Below are 19772 nucleotides of genomic sequence, written 5' to 3' on the forward strand. Positions count from 1 at the left end.
CCCACCTTCGTCAACTGCTGACGGTTCCGCAGTAGATCCGTCCTCCCCAGGCGGAAAGTCTACCCATGCGGGCACTCCCACGCGGGCCGTGCGCCCGACAAAGTGGACTCGGATGGCTATTATTTCGCTATCGTAGGGCCTGGTTATCGGCCCATTCCGCGATAGGTCCACCCGGCGTCACGCCACTGAGCCGGATCGAGGCAGTTTCTCGCGTCGACAATCGAACGAGACCTGACCAGCGCGGCCAGATCCTCCGGCCGCAGGGCACGAAACTCGTTCCATTCGGTGGCGATCAGTATCGCGTCCGCGTTGTCACACGCCTCTGACGTGGACGTTGCGTAGTCGAGGGTGGGGAAGACGCGGCGCGAATTCGCCGTCGCCTCCGGGTCGTAGACAGTCACCGTTGCGCCGTGGAGTTGCATCATTCCCGCGACATTCAATGCGGGCGAATCACGAACATCATCCGATTCCGGTTTGAAGGCCGCACCCAACACGGCCACGTTCACTCCCAGCAAACTCCCGCCGCAAGCCGCTGTCACGAGCTGAACAACTTTTGATCGACGTCTCATGTTTATGTTGTCCACCTCTCGCAGAAAGGACAGCGCTTGGTCGACTCCCAGCTCGCCTGCGCGCGCCATGAACGCCCGGATGTCCTTGGGCAGACAGCCACCACCGAAACCGAGACCCGCGTTCAGATACCGGCGTCCGATTCTCGCGTCGTGGCCGAGGGCATCGGCCAAGACGGTCACGTCCGCTCCGGCCGCCTCGCATATCTCGGCGACCGCGTTGATGAAGGAGACCTTCGTGGCCAGGAACGCGTTGGCAGCGCCCTTGACCAGTTCAGCCGTCGCGAGATCGGTGAGGACGAACGGTGTGTCTTCTCGCAGAGATTGCGCGTACACCTGACGAAGTATCCGTTCAGCACGCCCCGGGCGGTCTCGATCCACACCGACCACCAGGCGATCGGGGTGCAGAGTGTCCTGCACCGCATGCCCCTCACGCAGGAACTCCGGGTTCCAGGCCAGCTCGACGGCGTCGCCTGCCGGTGCGGTCGCACATATACGCCGCCGAAGTTCGGCCGCTGTCCCGACCGGCACAGTCGATTTTCCGACGACGAGCGCCGATTCGACGAGGAGTGGAGCCAGCGTGTCGACGACCGAATGAACGTGGCGCAGGTCGGCTGCGTACTCACCCTTCTTCTGCGGCGTGCCTACTGCCAGGAAATGTACGTCCGCGAAGTCGGCCGCTTCGCGATACGACGTGGTGAATCCGAGTCGCCCGGACGCCAGGTTCGACGCCAACATCTCGGGCAGGCCCGGTTCATGGAACGGCACCTGCCCACGCGTGAGGGCGGCGATCTTGTCCGCGTCGATGTCGACGCCCAGTACGTCGTGGCCCAACTCCGCCATGCACACGGCGTGGGTGGCACCCAGGTACCCGGTTCCGAACACGGTAAGTCTCATGCACAGTTCGTAGCCTGCAAAGATTTCCGCAGCCGGTCTCCCCGGCGGGCGGTAGGCCAATTTCGCGTATACGGCAGGTGTCGGAAGCTACGCACTAAGCTCGGAACATGCACATCCTCTTCGTTTGCACCGGCAACATCTGTCGATCTCCCACCGCAGAACGCCTCACCGCCGCGTTCGCTCGGCGGGCGGCGCCGGCGAACCTCACTGCCTCGAGCGCTGGAACATACGGCCTGCGGGACGCACCGATGGAGCCGACAGCAGCCGAAGTACTGACCGAACTCGGCGGCGATGCAAAGGATTTCCGCTCACGCAGATTGACCCCGGCGACCATCGGCGACGTCGATCTCGTCCTGACCATGACCGAACGTCACCGTGAGCACGTCCTGGGAATGGCGCCGGCATACCTGCAGCGCACGTTCACCCTACGTGAAGCCGTGCGCCTGGCCGAAGCCTCCGACGCGCGGTCGGTGGCCGAGTTGTCCGCTGCCAGAAGCCGCTTTCGCAAGTCCGGAACCGATGACATCCTGGATCCGATCGGATTGGATGTCAACATGTTTCGTTCGGTCGGCGGAGAGATCTCGGGCCTGGTGCACCAACTCCTCGAGCAGCTGGTCGGCGGCCGCAAATCCAGGACCTGACCGGTCAGCGCACATGGACCCCGACCGGATCGGCGGCCGCGAGTTCCGGACTCACCGCAGCGCTGTCGGTCCGGTCGCTGTAGTAGTACCCGTACGGGTCGACGCCTTTCCTCGCTCCGGGAGCCATGGTCAGAACGCTTCCGATGATCCTGGCCCCAACCGCGTTCAAGTTGCCTACAGCAGTGGATAATTCGTCGCGTTTCGTCGACCCGTGACGCACCGCGATCAGAGCTCCGTCGGCGACCGTCGACAATACCGCCGCGTCGGTCACCGGAAGGAGCGGAGAGGCGTCGACGATCACATAGTCGAAACGCGTCCGCAATTCGTCGAAAAGCGCCCGGGTCGTGTCGCTGCCGAGCAGTTCACTGGGATTGGGCGGGGTGACTCCGGCAGCGAGTACCGACAGCTCTCCGTCACCGACCGGTTGCAGTACCTCGTCGAGAGTTGCCTGACCGGACAACACCGAACTGAGCCCGACGGTCCCGATGATTCCCAGATAGGCCGAGATACGCGGCTTACGAAGGTCGCCGTCCACAAGACATACCTTCTTGCCCGATTCGCTCAGCACCAACGCGATATTGACCGACGTCGTCGTCTTGCCCTCGGCAGGAAGCGGACTCGTCACCACGATGACGCGCGGTGGGTTGTCGACGGAGATGTACCGAAGGTTGGTGCGCAGCTCGCGGTAGGCCTCGGCCTCGACGCTGTAACCGTCCGTGAAGTTCACCGCGGCGTGTGTCTCACGGTTCCGATCGAACGGCACTGCTCCGACAACTGCCGATCCCACGATCTCCTCGATGTCCGCTTCGGCAGTGAGTCTGTTGTCCGTACGGTCACGGATCACCGCGGCGGCGATACCGAGTAGCAGCCCGATCATGGAGCCGAGCAGGAGGTTTCGAGTAGTTTTCGGAGAGGTCGCAGTGGTAGGCACCTCGGCTCGCTGCTCCACGATCACTCGGGCGGGCGCCGCGCCGCCGTCCGCAGGTGTCCCGAGCTCACGCACCATCGCGACGAATTCATCGGAGAGTGCATTGGCGATGTCGCGGGCACGCTCCGGCGAGGTGTCCTGCACGCTGACATCGAGCAGGACCGTTCCAGGGGCCGCTGTCGCGGTTACTTCCGAAGCCAGCGCGTTCGCCGACATGCCACCGAGTCGGTCCGCTCCGATCGAGTCGATGGTGCGTTGCGCCAGGGTGGTGCCGGTCAGCAAACGCGCATACGAGGTGACCAACTGTTGCGAGAGTTGGTTGCCTTGCAGCGCTTCACCGACGGAAGTTCCCACCGACATCGAGACGAACAGTCGGGTCGAGGCCTGATAGACCGGCGTCGAGATCAGCGACCCGGCCAGCGCCGTCAGCGTCACCACCGCCGTGACCGCAGCAACCCACCTCCATCTCGCCCGCAGTACTCGAAAGTATTCATGGACGTGCATCGTCGAATCTCCTTCGTCTCGAACACGTCTGCGCGTGTCCGGATTGTCATTCGGGCCGACCGGATGGTTCAGGGTCGGCCCATTCCGCGATAGACCCAGCCGCCCGCGCGCCAGTCGGTCGGATGCAGGCAGTTCCGACCGTCGACGATGACCTTCCGGCGAACGACGCCGTCGAGATCCGACGGAAGCAACTTCCGGAATTCCGGCCACTCGGTCAGCACCAACACCACGTCGGCGCCGTCACAGGCGGCGAGCGCACTCTCGGCGTAGGTCAGCGTGGGGAACAGCGCTTTCGAGTTCGCCATGGCTTTGGGATCGTAGACACTGACGGTCGCACCTTGCAGTTGTATCTGACCGGCAACGTTCAGGGCCGGCGAATCTCGCACGTCGTCGGAATCGGGTTTGAAAGCAGCGCCGAGAACGGCCACCCGAGATCCCAACAGCGATCCGCAAGCCTCCCTGGCCAATTCCACCATTCGCGTCCGCCGTCGCATGTTGATGTCGTCCACTTCACGTAGGAACGTCAATGCCTGATCGGCGCCCAGTTCGCCGGCACGTGCCATGAAGGCACGAATGTCCTTCGGCAGGCAGCCGCCACCGAACCCGATGCCCGCATTGAGGAAACGGCGTCCGATCCGCACGTCGTGTCCGATGGCGTCGGCAAGGACCGTCACGTCCGCCCCGGCCGCCTCGCACACTTCGGACATGGCGTTGATGAACGAGATCTTCGTGGCGAGAAACGCATTGGCCGATGCCTTGACCAGTTCCGCCGTCGCGAGGTCTGTCACCATGAAGGTGATACCTTCGTCCAGAAGCGCCGCGTACACCTGCCGGGCAACAGCTTCCGCGCGTCCTGGCCGGTCTCGATCGACACCGAGCACGAGACGATCGGGATGCAAGGTGTCCTGCACCGCGAATCCCTCGCGCAGGAACTCCGGGTTCCAGGCCACTTCCACGTCGGCGCCGGCCGGGGCCAACTCTCGGGCTCGTGTACCGAGTCGTTCGGCTGTACCCACCGGAACGGTGGACTTTCCGAAGATGACCGACGGCCTGGTCAACAACGGTGCGAGAGTTTCGATCACGGAGTCGACGAATTTCATGTCCGCGGCGAACTCCCCGCGCCGCTGAGGTGTACCCACTCCCAGGAAATGAATGTCGGAGAACTCGGCGGCTTGCTCGTACGACGACGTGAATCGCAGCCGGCCGGCGTCGATGTTGCGCCGCAACACCTCTTGGAGACCTGGCTCGTAGAACGGAACCTCACCGGCCGCCAACTTGGCCAATTTGCCGGGATCGACGTCGACGCCGAGTACGTGGTGCCCCAACTCCGCCATACATGCCGCGTGAGTGGCGCCGAGATACCCGGTACCGAATACCGTCATCCGGAGAGCATCGTCGGGGGTGGCGATCTGGTCGGTCATGTCCTCGAAACCTTTCGGTGTAACCATGGTGTTCATGCAGTGAGTGAAGTGGACGACGCGCTGTCATCCGATCGGCACGGTGTCAACCTCGCACCTTTCGTACGGTGCCGGCCAGAACGGCGATGTCCGCCCGGAACGGTTTCGACAATCCCGCAGCAGCCGCCAGAAGCAGCAGGAACAGCAGCGCTGCGGCCAACATTGCCGCGATGTCGGACAGGTAAGGCCCGTACCAGTTCAGCGATACCGACCCGACGACGAATGTGAGGCCGAAGAAGATCATCGGGCGCAGTGCGCTCGCCATGACCGGCCGGGTGTCGATACCGATTCTCGGCACGGCGATCAGCGAATAGACGAGCCAGATTCCGACGAAGCCCACGCTGCTGCCGATCGCGGTACCGATACTGCCGAACACTGCTCCGATGCACACGACGAGGACCATCAGACCGCGACCGATGAGGCTGAATCGCAGATGCACGTCCACTCGGCCGGTGGAAAGGAATATCCAGTAGTAGATGTACGACAGGGCTTGAAAGGCTCCGCCGACGGCCAGTATCCGGAAGATCGGCGCAGCTTGGGTCCAGCCGTCTCCGAGCACGAGGTTCAACAGTGGGTAGGCGGTGACCGCGGCGTAGGAGAACGCCCCCAGCATGACGTAACACAGCACCTTCTGAGCCCTGACCAGATAGGCCATGTACACGTCGGGGTCGGTGATCCTCGACAGAACTGGTAGCGCAACCCTTGTCATCGGGGTGGCCAATTGGGCGACCGGGATCTTGAACAGTTGGTAAGCCCGGTCGTAGACTCCCAACTCGACGCTGCCGTGCAGTTTGCCCAGCGCTACCGAATCGACGTTGGCGCTCGAGTACGTGACCAGTTGGGTGACCATCGTGTTCGTTCCGAACGAGAGAAGCGAACGCATGTCGGCCTTCCGGGTCGGCCGTCCGGGAACCCACCGCAGAACCAGGGCGGAGCTGAACAGCAGCAGTACCGGGACCGTGACTTGTTGGGCGAGAAGTGCCCACACGCCGTGATCGAGCATCGCCACGGCGACAGCGACGGCAAGTGCCGTTCCGTGTGCGAAGATCTCGGTCAGCGTCAGTTGGACGAACTTCATGTTGCGAGTCAGATCGGCTCGAAGTTGAACGGTGAGACCGTTCACCAGGAACACCACCGATACGGCACGCACCAGATCCGACAGTTGATCGGTGCCGTAGAAGCGATCGAACAGCGGTGCCGACGCGAAGGTGATCGCGGTCAGGATCACGCCGATCGCGGAATTGATCCAGAAGAGGTTCGAACGCTGTTGCATTGTAATAGTTTTCGCCTGAATCGAGGCGAGAGAGAGTCCGAAGTCGCCGACGACTGTTGCCGCCCCCGCAACAGCCATCACCATGGCCATCTTGCCGAAGTCGTCCGGGCTCAGGATCCGCGCCAGCACGGCGATGGATGCGAATTGGATGACGAACTTGACCCACTGTCCCCCGAGGGTGACGGCAGATCCTCGTGCTGCGGCGGTGCCCAGTCCCACTGTGGTCCCTACCGGCCGAACAGATCGTGGGGAAAGGCAGCGGTCAGTCGCCGCTCGTCCCAGACAAGGGCGGGTGCACCGCCCATCGAGACTGCCTTCGCCACCGTCGCGGCGGTGGCGAGCTCACGGCCGGTTCCCAGATAGTAGTCCGCGTACTTGAAGTCGGACTCCTCGTCGGAGGGAATCAAGCGCGCCGGTATTCCCAGGGACTCCGCGATCACTATCGCGTGCAACGAGCTTCCGACTACCAACCGGCTCGAGGCGATGGTACGCAGACAGGTACTCATCTTGTCGGTCGGGTCGAGCACTGCTTCGGTTCCGAACCATTTCGGTAGATCGTTGAGGTTCGGCACGACGGTGAGGTCGCGGACCGGGTTCGCGGCCAACGTCACCAGTTCGGGGAACAACGCCGGGACGAGCAACCCGGGATCGCCGTAGACGGTCGGAGAGTCGATCCCCCGCTGCTGCAGGAACTCCCGAGTCAACGGCCCGCGTACCGCGCGCACGTCCAGTGTGTCGAATTCGTATTCGTCGGCTGGGATCTTGCCGTTGACGCCGGTCCCCCACACGGTGTCTCCGTTCCGGGCCAGATGCATGATCGAACCGACCGCGAGCATCCGGTTCCGGCGGCCGGGGCGCGGCAGCGTTCCGGGCGTGCGACCGGACATCCACGAGACGATTCGGGGCCCGAGGAGGTCACCGAAGTTGTCCACCCGTGAGCCCACGCGGACGGGCCGTTTCAGACCGGGAATCGCGACGAGTTTGCGTGGGTTCCAGTGCAGTACGTCCACTTCAGGCACGGGATTCCTCCACAGACTGCTCGTTGCCGAGTACTCGGCGGACAGCCTCGCTCCACTGCACCTGCGCGAGGTCGTCGTGGCGGCGGGCGCGAGCCGCGAGGTCGGCACGATCGGTTCGGCTAGAGGCGACTGCCCGCTCGGCGAGTTTCCTCGTGTCGCCGACGGGCGCCATGTTCTCGGCGTCGAGAGTGCCGAGCAGAACCGGTGATTCGAAGGCCGCGACCGGCAGGCCGACGGTCAGCGCCATCAGGACCGTTCCCGACGCGGTGACGTCGCGATACGGCGCCACCAGTACCGACGAGGTTTCCATGTAACGTCGAACGTCGGGGTCCGACATGTGCACTCCCACCTGGGTCAGTACCGTCACGTTGTCGGCGCGCTCGAGAAGAAGGTTCTCGTCGGCAGTGAGTCGTCCTATCGCGCAGGCAAGTTCGCAGTCGTGTCGTCGTAGGTCACCGGCAAGTCTGGGCACCAGATCGAATCCCTTGTCGACGCGCGCGCTGCCGAGGTAGAGCGCCGAGAGCCCGGCGGTACGGTCGGCGGCGCACCAGTCGGCGGTCGACGCCGCCCAGGCCAGGTATGCCGGATGCGCTGCAACCACGATGTTCTCGTAACCGGGCAGACCGCCGCGCAGTACGTCGTCGTGGATCAGCACCGCTGTTGCGGCACTGCGGATCGCGCGCGTGAGCGGATAGTCGTCTGCCTCGTCTCGTCCCGCGATCGGGTTGTGCACCACCACCAGGGTTCGACAGCGCAGGCGTTGCAGCGTCCGGATCATGGTCTGTTCCGCTTCGGTGTTCATCCAGCAGACCACGACAAGTGGCCGGCGCACCAGAACGTAGAGGCTGAAGCCGACCAACGCCAGGAGGTACCGAACCCGCAGCGACACGCTGCGTGATCCGGCGGCGGCGGGAGGCAACAGAGCGGTCGAGGTGAAGTTGTCGGAGGCGATGCGCTGGCCACGGCGACCGAACCGCCGGACGTGCTCTGACGATTCCGAGATCACCCGGGCAACTTCGACACCGTACGGGTTGAAGGGGTTGGGATCCCACACGGCAATGCGGTCACTCACGCCGGAACCTCCGGCTCAGGACGGATCTCCCGTGTTCGACGCCGCCGTGTGCCGCGACGACGAGTGCAGCAGGATGAACCCGCAGTCGGGTGAGTGTGCGGAGTGCGGATGCGGCGCCTCGCAGGTCTCCGGCTGCGAGCGCCGAGCGTAGAATCTGTGTCGCCACGAAGTCTCCGGCAGCCGTCTTGCCGAGGGCATCGGCATGCTTGTCGTAGAACGGCACACTGCGGCGCCAGTCTCGAACTTTCGACACTGATCCGTCACTTGCCTGTTGCACGTGTACGAGTGGTTCGTCGACGTAACTCATCCGCGATCGCACTTCGTCACTCAGGCGCACCACCAAGTCCCAATCTTGATGTTTGGCCAACGTCTCGTCCCATTCGACGGTCTCGGCCAGACGTCGAGTCAGCAGTAACGAGCTCGACTGCACGTAGCCGTGACCGTGCCGCAGTCCCGGTCGCAACACCAGGTAGTCGGCCATCGACGTGCCGTGCACGAATCGCGTGACGGGTAAGGCCCTAACACCGCCGCTGTCGTGGAAGTACGTCCCGGTATAGCAGAATTCGGTCTTCTCCTGTTTCATCCGCATCAGCTGCGCCTCGAGTTTGCGTGGCTCCCACCAGTCGTCGTCGTCGAGAAATGCGATCAGCTCTCCGGACGCCGCTCTGGCGCCCAGGTTTCGGCCGACTGCTGCTCCTCGACCGCCGCCGGTGGGGATTACCACATCGGCAGCTGCTGCCGGGCCCGCCGGATCTACGTTCGCGGCATCGAGATCCAGCACGACGACGATCTCGGTGGACCGGTGTGTCTGCGCCCGTACACTTGCTATGGCCTTCGCCAGTTCCGGTCGGCCGAGCGACGGTATGACGACGCTGACAGATTGTTCCTCGTTCTCGCTCATCTGTTCGCCCGTCGCTCACGCTGAAACGCGAGGGTCACCCGCAACAGCTTGAAGGGTTCGATCAGGTACCGAGATCCGAGCCGCCTGGGGTCCGACGCCAACCTCCACAACCACTCGACTCCGAGTTTCCCGGTCCATCGTGGCGCCAACGACTGTTCGCCGGAGAGTTGGTCTATGGCACCACCGATGGTGGCGAACACCGCGGTCGGCAGCTCGTCCCAGTGATCGAGCAGGAATTGTTCCTGTACTGGCATTCCGAGCCCGAGGAGTACCAGGTCGGGCTGGAATTGCTTCAGTGAGTCGAAGTTCTCGGCGATCAGTTCGTCCTTACCCCCGTACCCGCACCAACCGCGAACGGTGCAGCCTGCGGCGAGTCGTCCGATGGCCTGCACCGCGCGGGTGTTCGACGAGGCGTTCGCACCTATCACCGCGATCCGGGTGCCGGCTCCCATCTGTCCGACCAGAGGAATCCAGTCGGTGGACCCGCAGCGTCGAGACGGCCCGTACGGCGCCTGCCCCGCTTTCAGTCGCCGCAGGGACAGGGCCGCCAGGATCGGCATACCGTCGACGAGGGTGAGGTCGGATTGCGAGTAGAGTGCGCGGAAATGCTCGTTCGTCAGGTGAAGATATGTGCTGTGCAGGTTGTGATTGAGCAGCATTCTCTTGTGACCGCTGCTCTCCTGAATCCAGGAGATGACTGATTCCGGCGAGTACGCGTCCACGCGTATTCCCCACAAGTCGATGGTATGCATCAGACCTTCCTGTTCACGTGTTCGTCGGTGCGCTGGTGCGAGAACTGCATGGAATTGACCGATCCGGCGACGATCACCCAGAAGGCCAATGCGACTGAGCCACTGCTGAAATGGGAATGAAAGGACGAGACGAGCAGCATCCCGATCATGCATATCGCCAGAGGCCGGTATTCGGGGAGAGAGCGCTCGACGCTCACCGTCCAGATCGCCACGGTGGCAAGGACCAACAGTCCGCATTCCATGATCGCGATCGGAATGCCGCCGGCCATCGCCGTACGCATCCATTCCGATTCTGGTGACGGCCAACGAAGTTCGGGAGGAACCTGCCCGTTCGAAATTCGGTTGTACACGTTGGATCCGTGACCGAGCAGCGGACTGTCCATGATTGCGGGCACGGTCTCGTCACGCCAGATCGCCGTTCGGAATCGTATGGTTTCCGGAATCCAATACGGCAGACCGTCGTTCGAGTTGGGGTTGTCGAGCTGCGAGTTCAGCCGGTCCGCCACCTGGTCGTCGAACAACCGATATGCGATCGCTCCTAGCCCGATCGCGGCAAAGATACCCAGCGGACGGACGCGCATCACCACCGCCGTGTACACCATGACGACCAGTGCCACCAGAATCGGCGCAAACGTGAACGTAGCGGTTTGTGCAAGGAACAAGACGCCGACGCCGAGAATGACGCCCGCGGGGACGGCTCCGGTGCGCGACTGCCGGATGACGAGATAGCACCCGATCGATATCGCAATCGCGAGGTACCCGCCGAGCGCCGTCCAGTGCCCGAGGGTGCTGGTGGCTCGCAGTGGCCAGCCGAGGTCGAGTCGGGTCTGCAATCCGGGTGCGATGGTGAACCGGACGATGGTTTCACTGACGGCTCGTCCACCGACTACCTGGGCAATTCCCAGCAGTGCCACCGGTATCGATGCGAAGAAGAAGCAGCGAAGCACAACTGTCGCGTCGTGGTAGTCGACTACGGCCAGGCGGCAGGCGGTATATGCGGCCAGGACGGTGATCCAGTTCAGAACCGTGTACAGCGAGAACGACGCGGGGCCGTAGCTGACGTCGTAGAACTCGATCAGAACGACAGCGCAGATGTACAACACCAACCCGACGTCGATCGTTCCGAGCCGCAGCCTGGCGAGGTGGCCTCTCGGCACTCCCGTGCAGGCGAAGACGCATGCCAGGAGTGCTAGCGGCAGCGCGGCATTGACCGCAGACGGCAGGCCGGGCAACGGGACTCCGGCGAGGGACGCAGAGAGCCCTACCGCCACACCTACCCGTAGTGCCGTCGATGTGGTCCGGGTCGGAGCCGAACTCCCGGGGAGACTAGTACGCACCGTCACTGGCCACTACAGCTTTCAGCGTTTTCGCCACGATCAGCAGGTCACCGGTCATCGACCAGTTCTCGACGTAGGAAAGGTCCAGTCGCACCGTCTCTTCCCAGGAGAGGTCGGATCGTCCGCTGACCTGCCACAGGCCGGTGATGCCCGGCTTGACGAGGAGTCGGCGCTTGACGGTTCCGTCGTAGGCTTCCACTTCGCGTCGAAGTGGTGGACGGGGTCCGACGACGCTCATCTCGCGCCGCAACACGTTCACGAATTGAGGGAGCTCGTCGATCGAGTACTTGCGGATGATGCGGCCGACGGTGGTGACGCGGGGGTCCTCGCGCATCTTGAACAGAACGCCTGCACCGTCGTTGTCCTTCATCAAGGTGCCGACCTGTTTGTCGGCGTCTGCCACCATGGACCGAAACTTGAGCATGGAGAACGGAACTCCGTCCTGTCCCATCCGTTCGGACTTGTAGAACACCGGACCAGGACTGCTCACCTTGACGGCAATCGCCGTGGCGATCAGGACCGGGCTGATCAGAATCAGGATCGCACCGGCGAAGACCACGTCGAATGCGCGCTTGGCTCGTCGTGTCGCTCCGTGATAACGGGGCCGTCCGACGTGGATCAGCGGTAGACCCGCGACAGGGCGCATCGACAGCCGGGGCTCGGATACGTCCAGAATCCCTGGTGCGACAACCAGATCCACGTCCTTGCTTTCGAGCTCCCAGGCAAGTTCGCGCATCCCCGCGTAACCGAGATGCTCGGTGGCCGTCACCGCCACGGTGTCGGCGCCCACAAGTTCGAGCGCTCGGGTCACGTCGTGTTCGTTACCGAGAACCGGGATCTCGCGGCCGCCGACGACCACGGCCGCTTCGGTGCGGCCGGCCGGGCCGGGCATGCAGACGCCGACCACTCGGTAGCCGTCCGATGCGCCCTGCTCGAGAGTGCGAGCGAGGCCGAGCACTGCGAGCCGGTTGCCCACCACCAAGACGCTGGTCTGGAAGCTTCCGCTGGATCGTTTGCGGTAGATGACCTTTCGCCATATCCATCGACTTGCCGTCAATCCGATCAGACCGACAGGGAAGGCGAAGGCAAGATAAAGGCGCGCGATGTCGAGCTGGAACAGCAAACTGACGATCGCGATCAACCCGAACAAACGCACGGTGGCCGCGAAAATCCGCCGATATTCCTCGGGCCCACTTCCGATGACCCGAATCGAACGGGTGTTGAAGATTCCGAGCGAGGCCAACCAGCCGACGGCGAGCGTTGCGGACAGGACGGTGTAGGTCAACTGTTCCGGCCCGGCTGTGCTGATCACGGTATCCGAGCCACCGAATCGCAACACCTGCGCGAGAAACACCGACGTGACGACGATGAGCGTGTCACCGAGCCGGAGCCTGCTTCGGTACCAGGACTCCCATTCGCGCCTCGACGGTGCGGACAGATCCGGCCGATTCCCGGAATCGGTGCGCTCTTCATGGCCCAGCGCAGATACGTCGAGCGAAGTCACAGTGATCGGTCCCTTCAAATCTCCGGTGCGGTGGTGTCGAGGTATTCGTGATCTGGCTCCGAGAGCAGAATTCCCAGAACCGAAGAGCAGATAATTCGCTTCTCGATGAGAGAAAGTCGAGCGAGGCGATATCCCCGCTAACCTGTGTCCGAATCGTCCTAATTTGAGCATCAGCGGTACCGCAGATCAAACGGTACGAACAGTCAGATAGGCGAGTTACCGCCGGTAGAGCGGAAAAATCAGATGAAATGCATAGCCGAGGCAATCTGTCCACCGACAGGCCCAGCACCGTAATGCGGCCGCCTTTTCGCTCCCCGATCGCATATTGGCAACCTTTTGGCTATCAGTTGATCGGGACCGGGGCCAGTGGGACGTTACCCACGGGTAGGAAATAGCTCGGCACGCCGATCGCAGCGGAAGTGCCTGCATGTCGATCCCTTGGCTGCGATAGCCCTACTGGCCGCGTCTCGACACAGTCGGGGCCCGCCCGCCCGGGGACCTTCGTCCCCGGCAGGGAACTAGGTCCCCGAGATTCGGTTTACTTGCAATTTGAAAGCGAATCAACTTCCGCCTCTTGGAAATACGGAGCGTTGCACCAGCTGCGACGACCGATCGTGGCTAGGGCGCCAGAAATCAGTGCGCTGAAAATCGATTCAGCAATTCCCACTATGTGGGAATTGTGGTGCATTTGGGGACCTTCCGATCCGATGCGCCCCTTCTCGATCCGAGATTCCGACACTCAAGTAAGGTCGAAAAGTCGGGTTCTGCTCTCCAGCCGGCCGGACGCGAGATCCGCAAACCGTCATCTGCCGGTCGATGTCGAATGGGACCACACGTTGAAAATTCGCGAGTTCCGCACGGAGTCCGGAATAGTTCCTCGACTTGCTGTTCGCTGGGTGATGATCGCGCTCGCCACGATTTTCGCGTTCTGGCCCACCTGGAAGAACCTGTGGTCGAGCACTGCGGGCGGTACCGCCATCGGGTTCGTATTCGTCCTTCCGCTCCTGTGCGTGATCGCGGCGGTGGGCATCGACCTCCGACGCGGACCCGACTTGCCCATTCACGATCGCGAAACCGACAAGATCGTCGGCTGCATCGGGTTGGCAGTGTCACTGGGCACGCAGGCATTGCTTCTGCCGCGCTTCGCCGAGAACTACGAGCTCATGCACATCGACGTACTCTCCGCCTGGATTTTCGTCTGGAGTTCGGCCGTACTGATGTTCGGTCTTCGACCCGTCAACCGGTACTGGCTGATCTGGATCGTACCGATCATTCTGTCGCCGCTGGCATATCGGACGGTGGCCACCGAACTCGGCGGAACCCGATTCGACTACAGCATCATCATGGTTCTCGTCGCCTCCGCCGCAACCACGATTGCCGTCAGTCGCACCTGGACACGGGGCTTCGTCGGATTCCTCGCGTCGGTGGCATTGGGCACCGTCCTGGTTTACTACGTCGCCGACGCGTATCCCCTTGCGCCCCTGTTCACCGTGCAGCTCTTCCCCCCACTCGGTGCCGCACTGGCGATAGGTGGAGCCTTTTATCTCTACGAGCGACGCGGCAAGTCGTTGAAGCCGTTCGATCGCCCGCTACGACGACCGTCGACCCCGACCAGCAACTGGACCATCCTTGCCGTCTTCGGGGCTGCGGTACTTCTGTTCTTCACCTCGCTTCCCGATCCGAAGGGTGCGCCGGTCGCCGTCGGTCCACCGCCGACCGGTGAGCCCGGACTCGTGGTTCCGGCCGGCTGGCACCAACTCGCACTCGTCCGATACGACTGGCCGAAGCGCTATTTCGGATCCACCTCCGCTCTGTCGCGGCAGACGATCCGCGCCGACACACCCAACCCTGCCTGGGATTCACAGATGCGCCCACGCACCGTTCAAATGGATGTCGTCCAGGTTCGACGCCCGTCGACGCTGGCGGTGTATCCGAGCAGCTCCACATACGAGCTGCAGAACTCGCGGGTCAGCCCCACGATCGAGGTGGAGCTCACACGAGGAGTGATCGCACAGATGTACACGATCGTCGACGATTCGCTCCTACTCACCTGGACCAACCTCAATTTCGTGTGGGTCAGAGGCGACAATGTCGCCCAACGGGTCAGTCTCATCACCGTCGACAATCACGAACCGGACGCGCACTTTCCCCAACCCAAACCGTCGATGGCATCGAATGCAAGCAATACTCTGGCCGTTCTGCTGCGCGGACGAACGTCGACAGTCGACAACGAATCGCAGTACAAGGACCAGGCAATGCTCCAATCACTAGGACGTCACATCGTGGAGGCCCAACCGTGGTGAATGCCGACAGTCCCGTCGCCGGCGATCCGTCGTCTCCGGCCTTCAAGGCAGCTGCGCTCGACGATGCTGTCAACGGGCTACGTGAGCGGCGGCCGATCTCATCCGCCTCGGTGGCGTTCTATCCCTGGCAACGGAATACGCTCCTGCTGGCTCTGGCTCTGGTAATCCTCGGTCTGGTCTTCTTCCTGACTCCGACGCTGATCGCCCTGACGCTGATCTGCACTGTGGGTTACGTATGGACGATGATCGACCGATTGCTGCTCTTCACTCGCGGGTTGGATGCAGCGTCGATCGTCACGGTGAGCGACGAAGAGGCCAGAGCACTCCCGAACGAATCTCTGCCCACATACACGATCCTCGTTCCGGCGTACAACGAACCGGAGGTCGTGGCGGACTTGATCGCCGCCATGCGAGCCATCGAGTATCCGCCGGAGAAACTCCAGGTCCTCCTTCTCCTCGAGGAAGACGACGACGTCACCATCACCGCGGCCGAGGATGCCGGGGTCGACCAGGTGGTGAGCATCTTGAAAGTCCCGGCGGCGGACCCGCGCACCAAACCGAAGGCGTGTAACTACGGGCTGCACTTCTCCACGGGCGAGATCATCACGATCTACGACGCCGAGGATTCTCCCGACCCGCTGCAATTACGAAGGGTGGCTGCGACCTTCGCCGCAATGCCGCCGGAAACCGCGTGCGTGCAGGCGAAGCTGGCTTTCCACAACGGAACCCAAAATCTGCTGACCGCCTGGTTCACCGCCGATTACGCACTGTGGTTCAACTTCATCCTGCCCGGCCTCATGAAGAGCAACTCTCCGATCCCGCTCGGTGGCACCTCCAACCATCTCAAACGCAGCGTGCTCGACGACATCGGCGCCTGGGATCCGTACAACGTCACCGAGGATGCCGATCTGGGGGTCAGAATCGCCGAGAGCGGTTACCGGACAGCAGTTTTGAACTCGACAACGCTCGAGGAGGCTAACAGCGACACCATCAATTGGATTCGGCAGCGCTCACGCTGGTACAAGGGCTACCTGCAGACCTGGTTGGTGCACATGCGTCGGCCGGTAGCGCTGTGGCGCGGGCTGGGGCCGATCGGATTTCTGCGATTCTCCCTCCTGATGGCGGGCACTCCTCTGGTCGCTGCCGTCAACATGGTGTTCTGGCTGGTCAGCCTCGGCTGGATTCTGGGCCAGCCGACAGTGATCCAGGAGGTCTTCCCGAACTACGTCTACTTCCCGGCGCTGGCATCGTTGATCTTCGGTAACGCCGCAGTCATGTACATGAATCTCGTAGCGTGCCGGGAGACACGTAACGCCACTCTCCTGCTGGCATGCATTACTGCGCCGCTGTACTGGGTGTTGATGAGTATCGCGGCCATCAAAGGCACCTATCAGCTGATTCGAAACCCGTCCTATTGGGAAAAGACGTTTCACGGATTGAGTAGTTGAGCTGATCACGCTACCCAGCTCGGCGGCGTCCGCCACGACACGCCGCGATTGGTTCACCCCGAATTTCACACTTCCTCGAGCTGCGAAGGCATAACGCCAGGACAGTGGCGCACCAGCCTGCCACCGGGCGAGCTCACCGGCATCTGCACAGGGAGCGAAAACAGCCTGAGAGGTCTGTTCGGCTCGGTTGGTGGTGGATTCCCCGATAACCGTCGTGCAATATGACCTTTATGACCGGTTTCTCCGATTGGGTTAAGTACCAGCTCACCCTTCGCCTCTACACCGACGTGCCCGAAGCAGCGCGAGCGCTGAAACTTCGCCCGTCCGAGCTGAGCCGGTGGATATCCGCCAAACGCCCACCAACTCAGGACACGATTCGCGCTGCGTGCCGGGTCTTCGACGCCCCCGTCCTCGAGGTGTTGATCGCCGCCGGCTATCTCTCCGCAGAGGAAGCCGGCGTGCGAGAAGACCTCCCCGCGGTCTCGTCTCTCTCGACCCAGGACCTCGTCGACGAACTGTGCAGGCGCCTCGGACCGGAAGCGGTGTCGGCATCGGTCTCGCGCACGCTGTCGTGACATCCGCTCGTCAGGCAAGCTGGGGGTCAGGCTGCCGCAGCCGCTCCTCCATCCACACTCGCAACGCAGGGCCGTATTCTGCCCGCCCGAGCGCATGATCGAGCGCCGCGCGTAGAAATCCTCCAGGATTACCCAGGTCGTGGCGGGTACCACGGTGGACGACCACGTGGACGGGATGTCCACGACTGATCAACAGGGCAATGGCATCGGTCAGTTGAAGTTCGCCACCTCGACCGGGACGAATCTCGCGGAGTGCGTCGAAGATCGCACGGTCGAGCAGATAACGTCCCACTGCAGCCAACCTCGACGGTGCGTGCTCCGGCGCGGGTTTCTCGACCATACCGACGACTTCGAGCACATCGGGATCGCCGGTTGCCGGTTTCACGGCGAAGATTCCGTAGGAACTCACTTCCTCTTCGGGTACGTCGAAAGCACACAGCACCGAGCCGCCGCGTTCGGCCCGCACCCGAGCCATCGCATCCAGAACTCCACACGGGTAGACGAGGTCGTCGGGCAAGAGCACGGCGAACGCACTTTCATCTTCTCCCAGAACCGATTCCACCAGACCGACGGCATGGCCGAGTCCGAGTGCGATGTCCTGGACCACTGGCTGGACGGTGATCAAACCCGGCGCCTTCCGCACCTTCTCGAGTAGATGATGCTTTCCCGACTGCTCGAGCTTCCCTTCCAGTACCGCATCTTCGAGAAAATGAGCCATCACTGCGGCCTTGCCCGGTGCTGTGACGATCACGAGCCGGTCAGCTCCGGCTCGCGCCGCCTCGCCTGCCACCAGTTCGATCCCCGGCGTATCCACCACCGGAAGCAATTCCTTGGGAACGGTCTTGGTGGCGGGCAGGAATCGCGTACCCAAACCCGCCGCCGGAACCACGGCCGTCTTGAAGGAGAACTTCTCGGTTGTCGTCATCTGTCGCCTTTCCCGGCCTGCGTACCCGCGTGTCGCACATACGTAGTGTCAAGGTTTAATTCTTCAGCCCTCGGCAGGCAAGTCGTCGGTCGCACCGAATCCGGTGAGCGCGAACACCACTCGAGATGCCAGAACAGAGGTGCCACCAAACAGGTTGCGGATCACCGCTACTGGCGCGTTACCCGAGGCTGGAACCGGCAAGAACAGTCGCAGGGCATGAACCACGGGCCGGTAACGCCAGCACCGCACTCCCCCGGGCGGTCCGACTCGACGCCATACGTCCGGCTGCAGTGACGACAAAGGTCCCGGGCCTTTGGTCACGCGTATTACGTTCACAGTCAATACTATTCGACTCCGCTACTGGCAAGCGAACCGTCATGTCGAGCGTGTCGTCGAGGGTGCGACAACCGAAAGCGTCTCCGATCAGGGCGTTTGGCGGCTCATTTCGTAATCGAATTGTTACCGGATATCGACTCAGCCCCACTCGCCTTCGGCTTCGATCACGACGTGAAGCGGATCGTCCGGTCCGATGTCCATGGTGCATTCGCCGGGCCGTGGGTCCGGTACGAACGCCCACAGGAGGGCACCGGCAGTACCCGCCGCTTTCTGTCCCGCGATCTTGGTACCGATACTCTTCGCGCGAGTATCGAGCGATCCGCAGCTTCCGGCCGATTCACCGATCTCTGCCACCAACAGCGGCTTGCCGACCGCCTCGGCTTGGTCGATCCGCCGGGCGAGCCCGTTCCACTGATCACCCGGCAGCGGCACACCATCGGCTCCGTAGTCGTGGTATTGCACGATGTCGACATACGGCGACGCACTGACGAACTGGTAATCGTCTCCGGCAGTACCACATTGGCCACCACCGGTAAATCCTGCGGTAATCGGCGTCGAGGCGTCGACCTCACGCAACTCGGCCCCTGCCACATCGAAGAAATTGCGGAGGACGATCGCGGCATCGGCTGGGCACGACCTTGTCCACCAATGACAGGCCGCGTCGGTGCACGCACTCGTCTCCGGTTCACCGACGAGCTCCCAGGCGGCCAGGGACGGTGAGTCCTTCCACCTGGCAACGGCGGTGCTCATCCAGTCCTGGAAGCTCATCCGGGCACGCTCCGCACCCACGGTGTAGCGCTTCCAGCCGTCCACGTACCACTGCCGATCCTTGAACTGATCGTTCTCACACGCACCGTCTTGAGGGGCCAGTACCGGCACCACCAGCTGATCGTGCGCTTCGGCTGCGGCAAACACCCGATCCATCGGACCGAAATCGAGGGCACCGGTGAAGCGGTTGACCGCCAGTGCCTGGAACAGGTTGAAGCGAGTCAGGGAATGGGCGGGCAGCGCCGCGAAATACGCGTCGAGGTCTACCATCGCGCCACACCCCCAGTTGACCGACCAGTCGGTGGACAGCTGATAGGCGTTGAACCCGGTCGGCCACCACCTCTGCCCGTCCAACCGGATATCACCCGCTGCCACGGTGACCCGCGGGTGTGCCTGCGGGCTGGCATCGACGGAGCGAGCGTTGAAGCAAGCCGCCATGGTCAGCACTAGTACCGCCACGAACAGCAGACTGATAGTTCGCCGATATCGCGACACCGTGTTGTCACCGTTCATGGCTCACCTTCGCCTCGTACTCCGTTGATCACGCGGAGAAAGTGTCCCATATG

At 62.7% G+C, this 19772-nt stretch carries 17 protein-coding genes; 4 read left to right on the top strand and 13 right to left on the bottom strand.

Annotated elements, in window-relative coordinates:
* Positions 1–143 precede the first annotated feature (143 nt).
* On the bottom strand, positions 144–1463 hold the full coding sequence (locus ABH922_RS18470; protein WP_424808295.1) for a UDP-glucose dehydrogenase family protein: 1320 nt from the start codon (positions 1461–1463) through the stop codon (positions 144–146).
* A gap of 107 nt (positions 1464–1570) precedes the next feature.
* Between ABH922_RS18470 and ABH922_RS18475 the strand changes: the two genes are divergently transcribed.
* Positions 1571–2104, top strand: coding sequence for a hypothetical protein (locus ABH922_RS18475; protein ID WP_424808296.1), 534 nt, complete (start codon positions 1571–1573; stop codon positions 2102–2104).
* Positions 2105–2108: 4 nt separating this feature from the next.
* Here ABH922_RS18475 and ABH922_RS18480 read toward each other — a convergent pair whose 3' ends face one another.
* The 9 genes from ABH922_RS18480 to ABH922_RS18520 form a co-directional block, all read right to left on the bottom strand.
* Positions 2109–3536: a polysaccharide biosynthesis tyrosine autokinase gene (locus ABH922_RS18480; RefSeq protein ID WP_424808297.1), complete on the bottom strand. Its 1428-nt coding sequence runs from the start codon at positions 3534–3536 to the stop codon at positions 2109–2111.
* A 68-nt stretch (positions 3537–3604) separates the two neighbouring features.
* Complete coding sequence (locus ABH922_RS18485) at positions 3605–4957, bottom strand: UDP-glucose dehydrogenase family protein (protein ID WP_424809718.1); 1353 nt, start codon at positions 4955–4957, stop codon at positions 3605–3607.
* 82 nt (positions 4958–5039) lie between these two features.
* A complete protein-coding gene (locus ABH922_RS18490; protein WP_424808298.1) occupies positions 5040–6485 on the bottom strand; it encodes a lipopolysaccharide biosynthesis protein in 1446 nt (481 codons plus the stop codon).
* An 8-nt stretch (positions 6486–6493) separates the two neighbouring features.
* A complete protein-coding gene (locus tag ABH922_RS18495) occupies positions 6494–7285 on the bottom strand; it encodes a polysaccharide pyruvyl transferase family protein (RefSeq protein WP_424808299.1) in 792 nt (263 codons plus the stop codon).
* Entirely contained in the window at positions 7278–8357 is a 1080-nt protein-coding gene (locus tag ABH922_RS18500; RefSeq protein ID WP_424808300.1) for a glycosyltransferase, read from the bottom strand. The genes ABH922_RS18495 and ABH922_RS18500 overlap by 8 nt, the downstream gene beginning before the upstream one ends.
* The gene (locus ABH922_RS18505) at positions 8350–9258 is read right to left on the bottom strand and encodes a glycosyltransferase family 2 protein (protein ID WP_424808301.1); all 909 of its coding nucleotides are present in this window, start codon (positions 9256–9258) and stop codon (positions 8350–8352) included. Before ABH922_RS18505 ends, ABH922_RS18500 begins: the two co-directional genes overlap by 8 nt.
* Positions 9255–10010, bottom strand: coding sequence for a WecB/TagA/CpsF family glycosyltransferase (locus ABH922_RS18510; RefSeq protein WP_424808302.1), 756 nt, complete (start codon positions 10008–10010; stop codon positions 9255–9257). Before ABH922_RS18510 ends, ABH922_RS18505 begins: the two co-directional genes overlap by 4 nt.
* Entirely contained in the window at positions 10010–11347 is a 1338-nt protein-coding gene (locus ABH922_RS18515) for an O-antigen ligase family protein (protein ID WP_424808303.1), read from the bottom strand. Before ABH922_RS18515 ends, ABH922_RS18510 begins: the two co-directional genes overlap by 1 nt.
* A complete protein-coding gene (locus ABH922_RS18520) occupies positions 11337–12851 on the bottom strand; it encodes a sugar transferase (protein ID WP_424808304.1) in 1515 nt (504 codons plus the stop codon). The genes ABH922_RS18515 and ABH922_RS18520 overlap by 11 nt, the downstream gene beginning before the upstream one ends.
* An 836-nt stretch (positions 12852–13687) precedes the next feature.
* Here ABH922_RS18520 and ABH922_RS18525 point away from each other — a divergent pair.
* The 3 genes from ABH922_RS18525 to ABH922_RS18535 all read left to right on the top strand — a co-directional run bounded on the left by ABH922_RS18525 (position 13688) and on the right by ABH922_RS18535 (position 17177).
* Positions 13688–15154 (top strand): hypothetical protein, encoded by a 1467-nt coding sequence (locus tag ABH922_RS18525; protein ID WP_424808305.1) that lies wholly within the window; start codon positions 13688–13690, stop codon positions 15152–15154.
* The gene (locus ABH922_RS18530; protein ID WP_424808306.1) at positions 15151–16602 is read left to right on the top strand and encodes a glycosyltransferase family 2 protein; all 1452 of its coding nucleotides are present in this window, start codon (positions 15151–15153) and stop codon (positions 16600–16602) included. The genes ABH922_RS18525 and ABH922_RS18530 overlap by 4 nt, the downstream gene beginning before the upstream one ends.
* A 230-nt stretch (positions 16603–16832) precedes the next feature.
* Positions 16833–17177 (top strand): helix-turn-helix domain-containing protein, encoded by a 345-nt coding sequence (locus ABH922_RS18535; protein WP_424808307.1) that lies wholly within the window; start codon positions 16833–16835, stop codon positions 17175–17177.
* 10 nt (positions 17178–17187) lie between these two features.
* On the opposite strand, the gene ABH922_RS18540 is transcribed toward ABH922_RS18535, so the two are convergent.
* The 3 genes from ABH922_RS18540 to ABH922_RS18550 all read right to left on the bottom strand — a co-directional run bounded on the left by ABH922_RS18540 (position 17188) and on the right by ABH922_RS18550 (position 19719).
* A complete protein-coding gene (locus tag ABH922_RS18540) occupies positions 17188–18102 on the bottom strand; it encodes a UTP--glucose-1-phosphate uridylyltransferase (RefSeq protein WP_424808308.1) in 915 nt (304 codons plus the stop codon).
* Between the two features lie 63 nt (positions 18103–18165).
* Positions 18166–18423, bottom strand: a complete 258-nt coding sequence (locus ABH922_RS18545) for a hypothetical protein (protein WP_424808309.1) — start codon at positions 18421–18423, stop codon at positions 18166–18168.
* 153 nt (positions 18424–18576) lie between these two features.
* Complete coding sequence (locus ABH922_RS18550; protein WP_424808310.1) at positions 18577–19719, bottom strand: beta-mannosidase; 1143 nt, start codon at positions 19717–19719, stop codon at positions 18577–18579.
* Positions 19720–19772: the final 53 nt, after the last annotated feature.

It is taken from the genome of Rhodococcus sp. 27YEA15 (assembly GCF_049739425.1).
In the GTDB taxonomy this organism is placed as follows: domain Bacteria; phylum Actinomycetota; class Actinomycetes; order Mycobacteriales; family Mycobacteriaceae; genus Rhodococcus_F.

Bases quoted from the DNA above. Each gene is read 5' to 3' on its own strand.
- ABH922_RS18470 (WP_424808295.1), bottom strand. From the start codon at position 1,463: ATGAGACTTACCGTGTTCGGAACCGGGTACCTGGGTGCCACCCACGCC.
- ABH922_RS18475 (WP_424808296.1), top strand. From the start codon at position 1,571: ATGCACATCCTCTTCGTTTGCACCGGCAACATCTGTCGATCTCCCACC.
- ABH922_RS18480 (WP_424808297.1), bottom strand. From the start codon at position 3,536: ATGCACGTCCATGAATACTTTCGAGTACTGCGGGCGAGATGGAGGTGG.
- ABH922_RS18485 (WP_424809718.1), bottom strand. From the start codon at position 4,957: ATGACCGACCAGATCGCCACCCCCGACGATGCTCTCCGGATGACGGTA.
- ABH922_RS18505 (WP_424808301.1), bottom strand. From the start codon at position 9,258: ATGAGCGAGAACGAGGAACAATCTGTCAGCGTCGTCATACCGTCGCTC.
- ABH922_RS18510 (WP_424808302.1), bottom strand. From the start codon at position 10,010: ATGCATACCATCGACTTGTGGGGAATACGCGTGGACGCGTACTCGCCG.
- ABH922_RS18535 (WP_424808307.1), top strand. From the start codon at position 16,833: ATGACCGGTTTCTCCGATTGGGTTAAGTACCAGCTCACCCTTCGCCTC.
- ABH922_RS18540 (WP_424808308.1), bottom strand. From the start codon at position 18,102: ATGACGACAACCGAGAAGTTCTCCTTCAAGACGGCCGTGGTTCCGGCG.
- ABH922_RS18550 (WP_424808310.1), bottom strand. From the start codon at position 19,719: ATGAACGGTGACAACACGGTGTCGCGATATCGGCGAACTATCAGTCTG.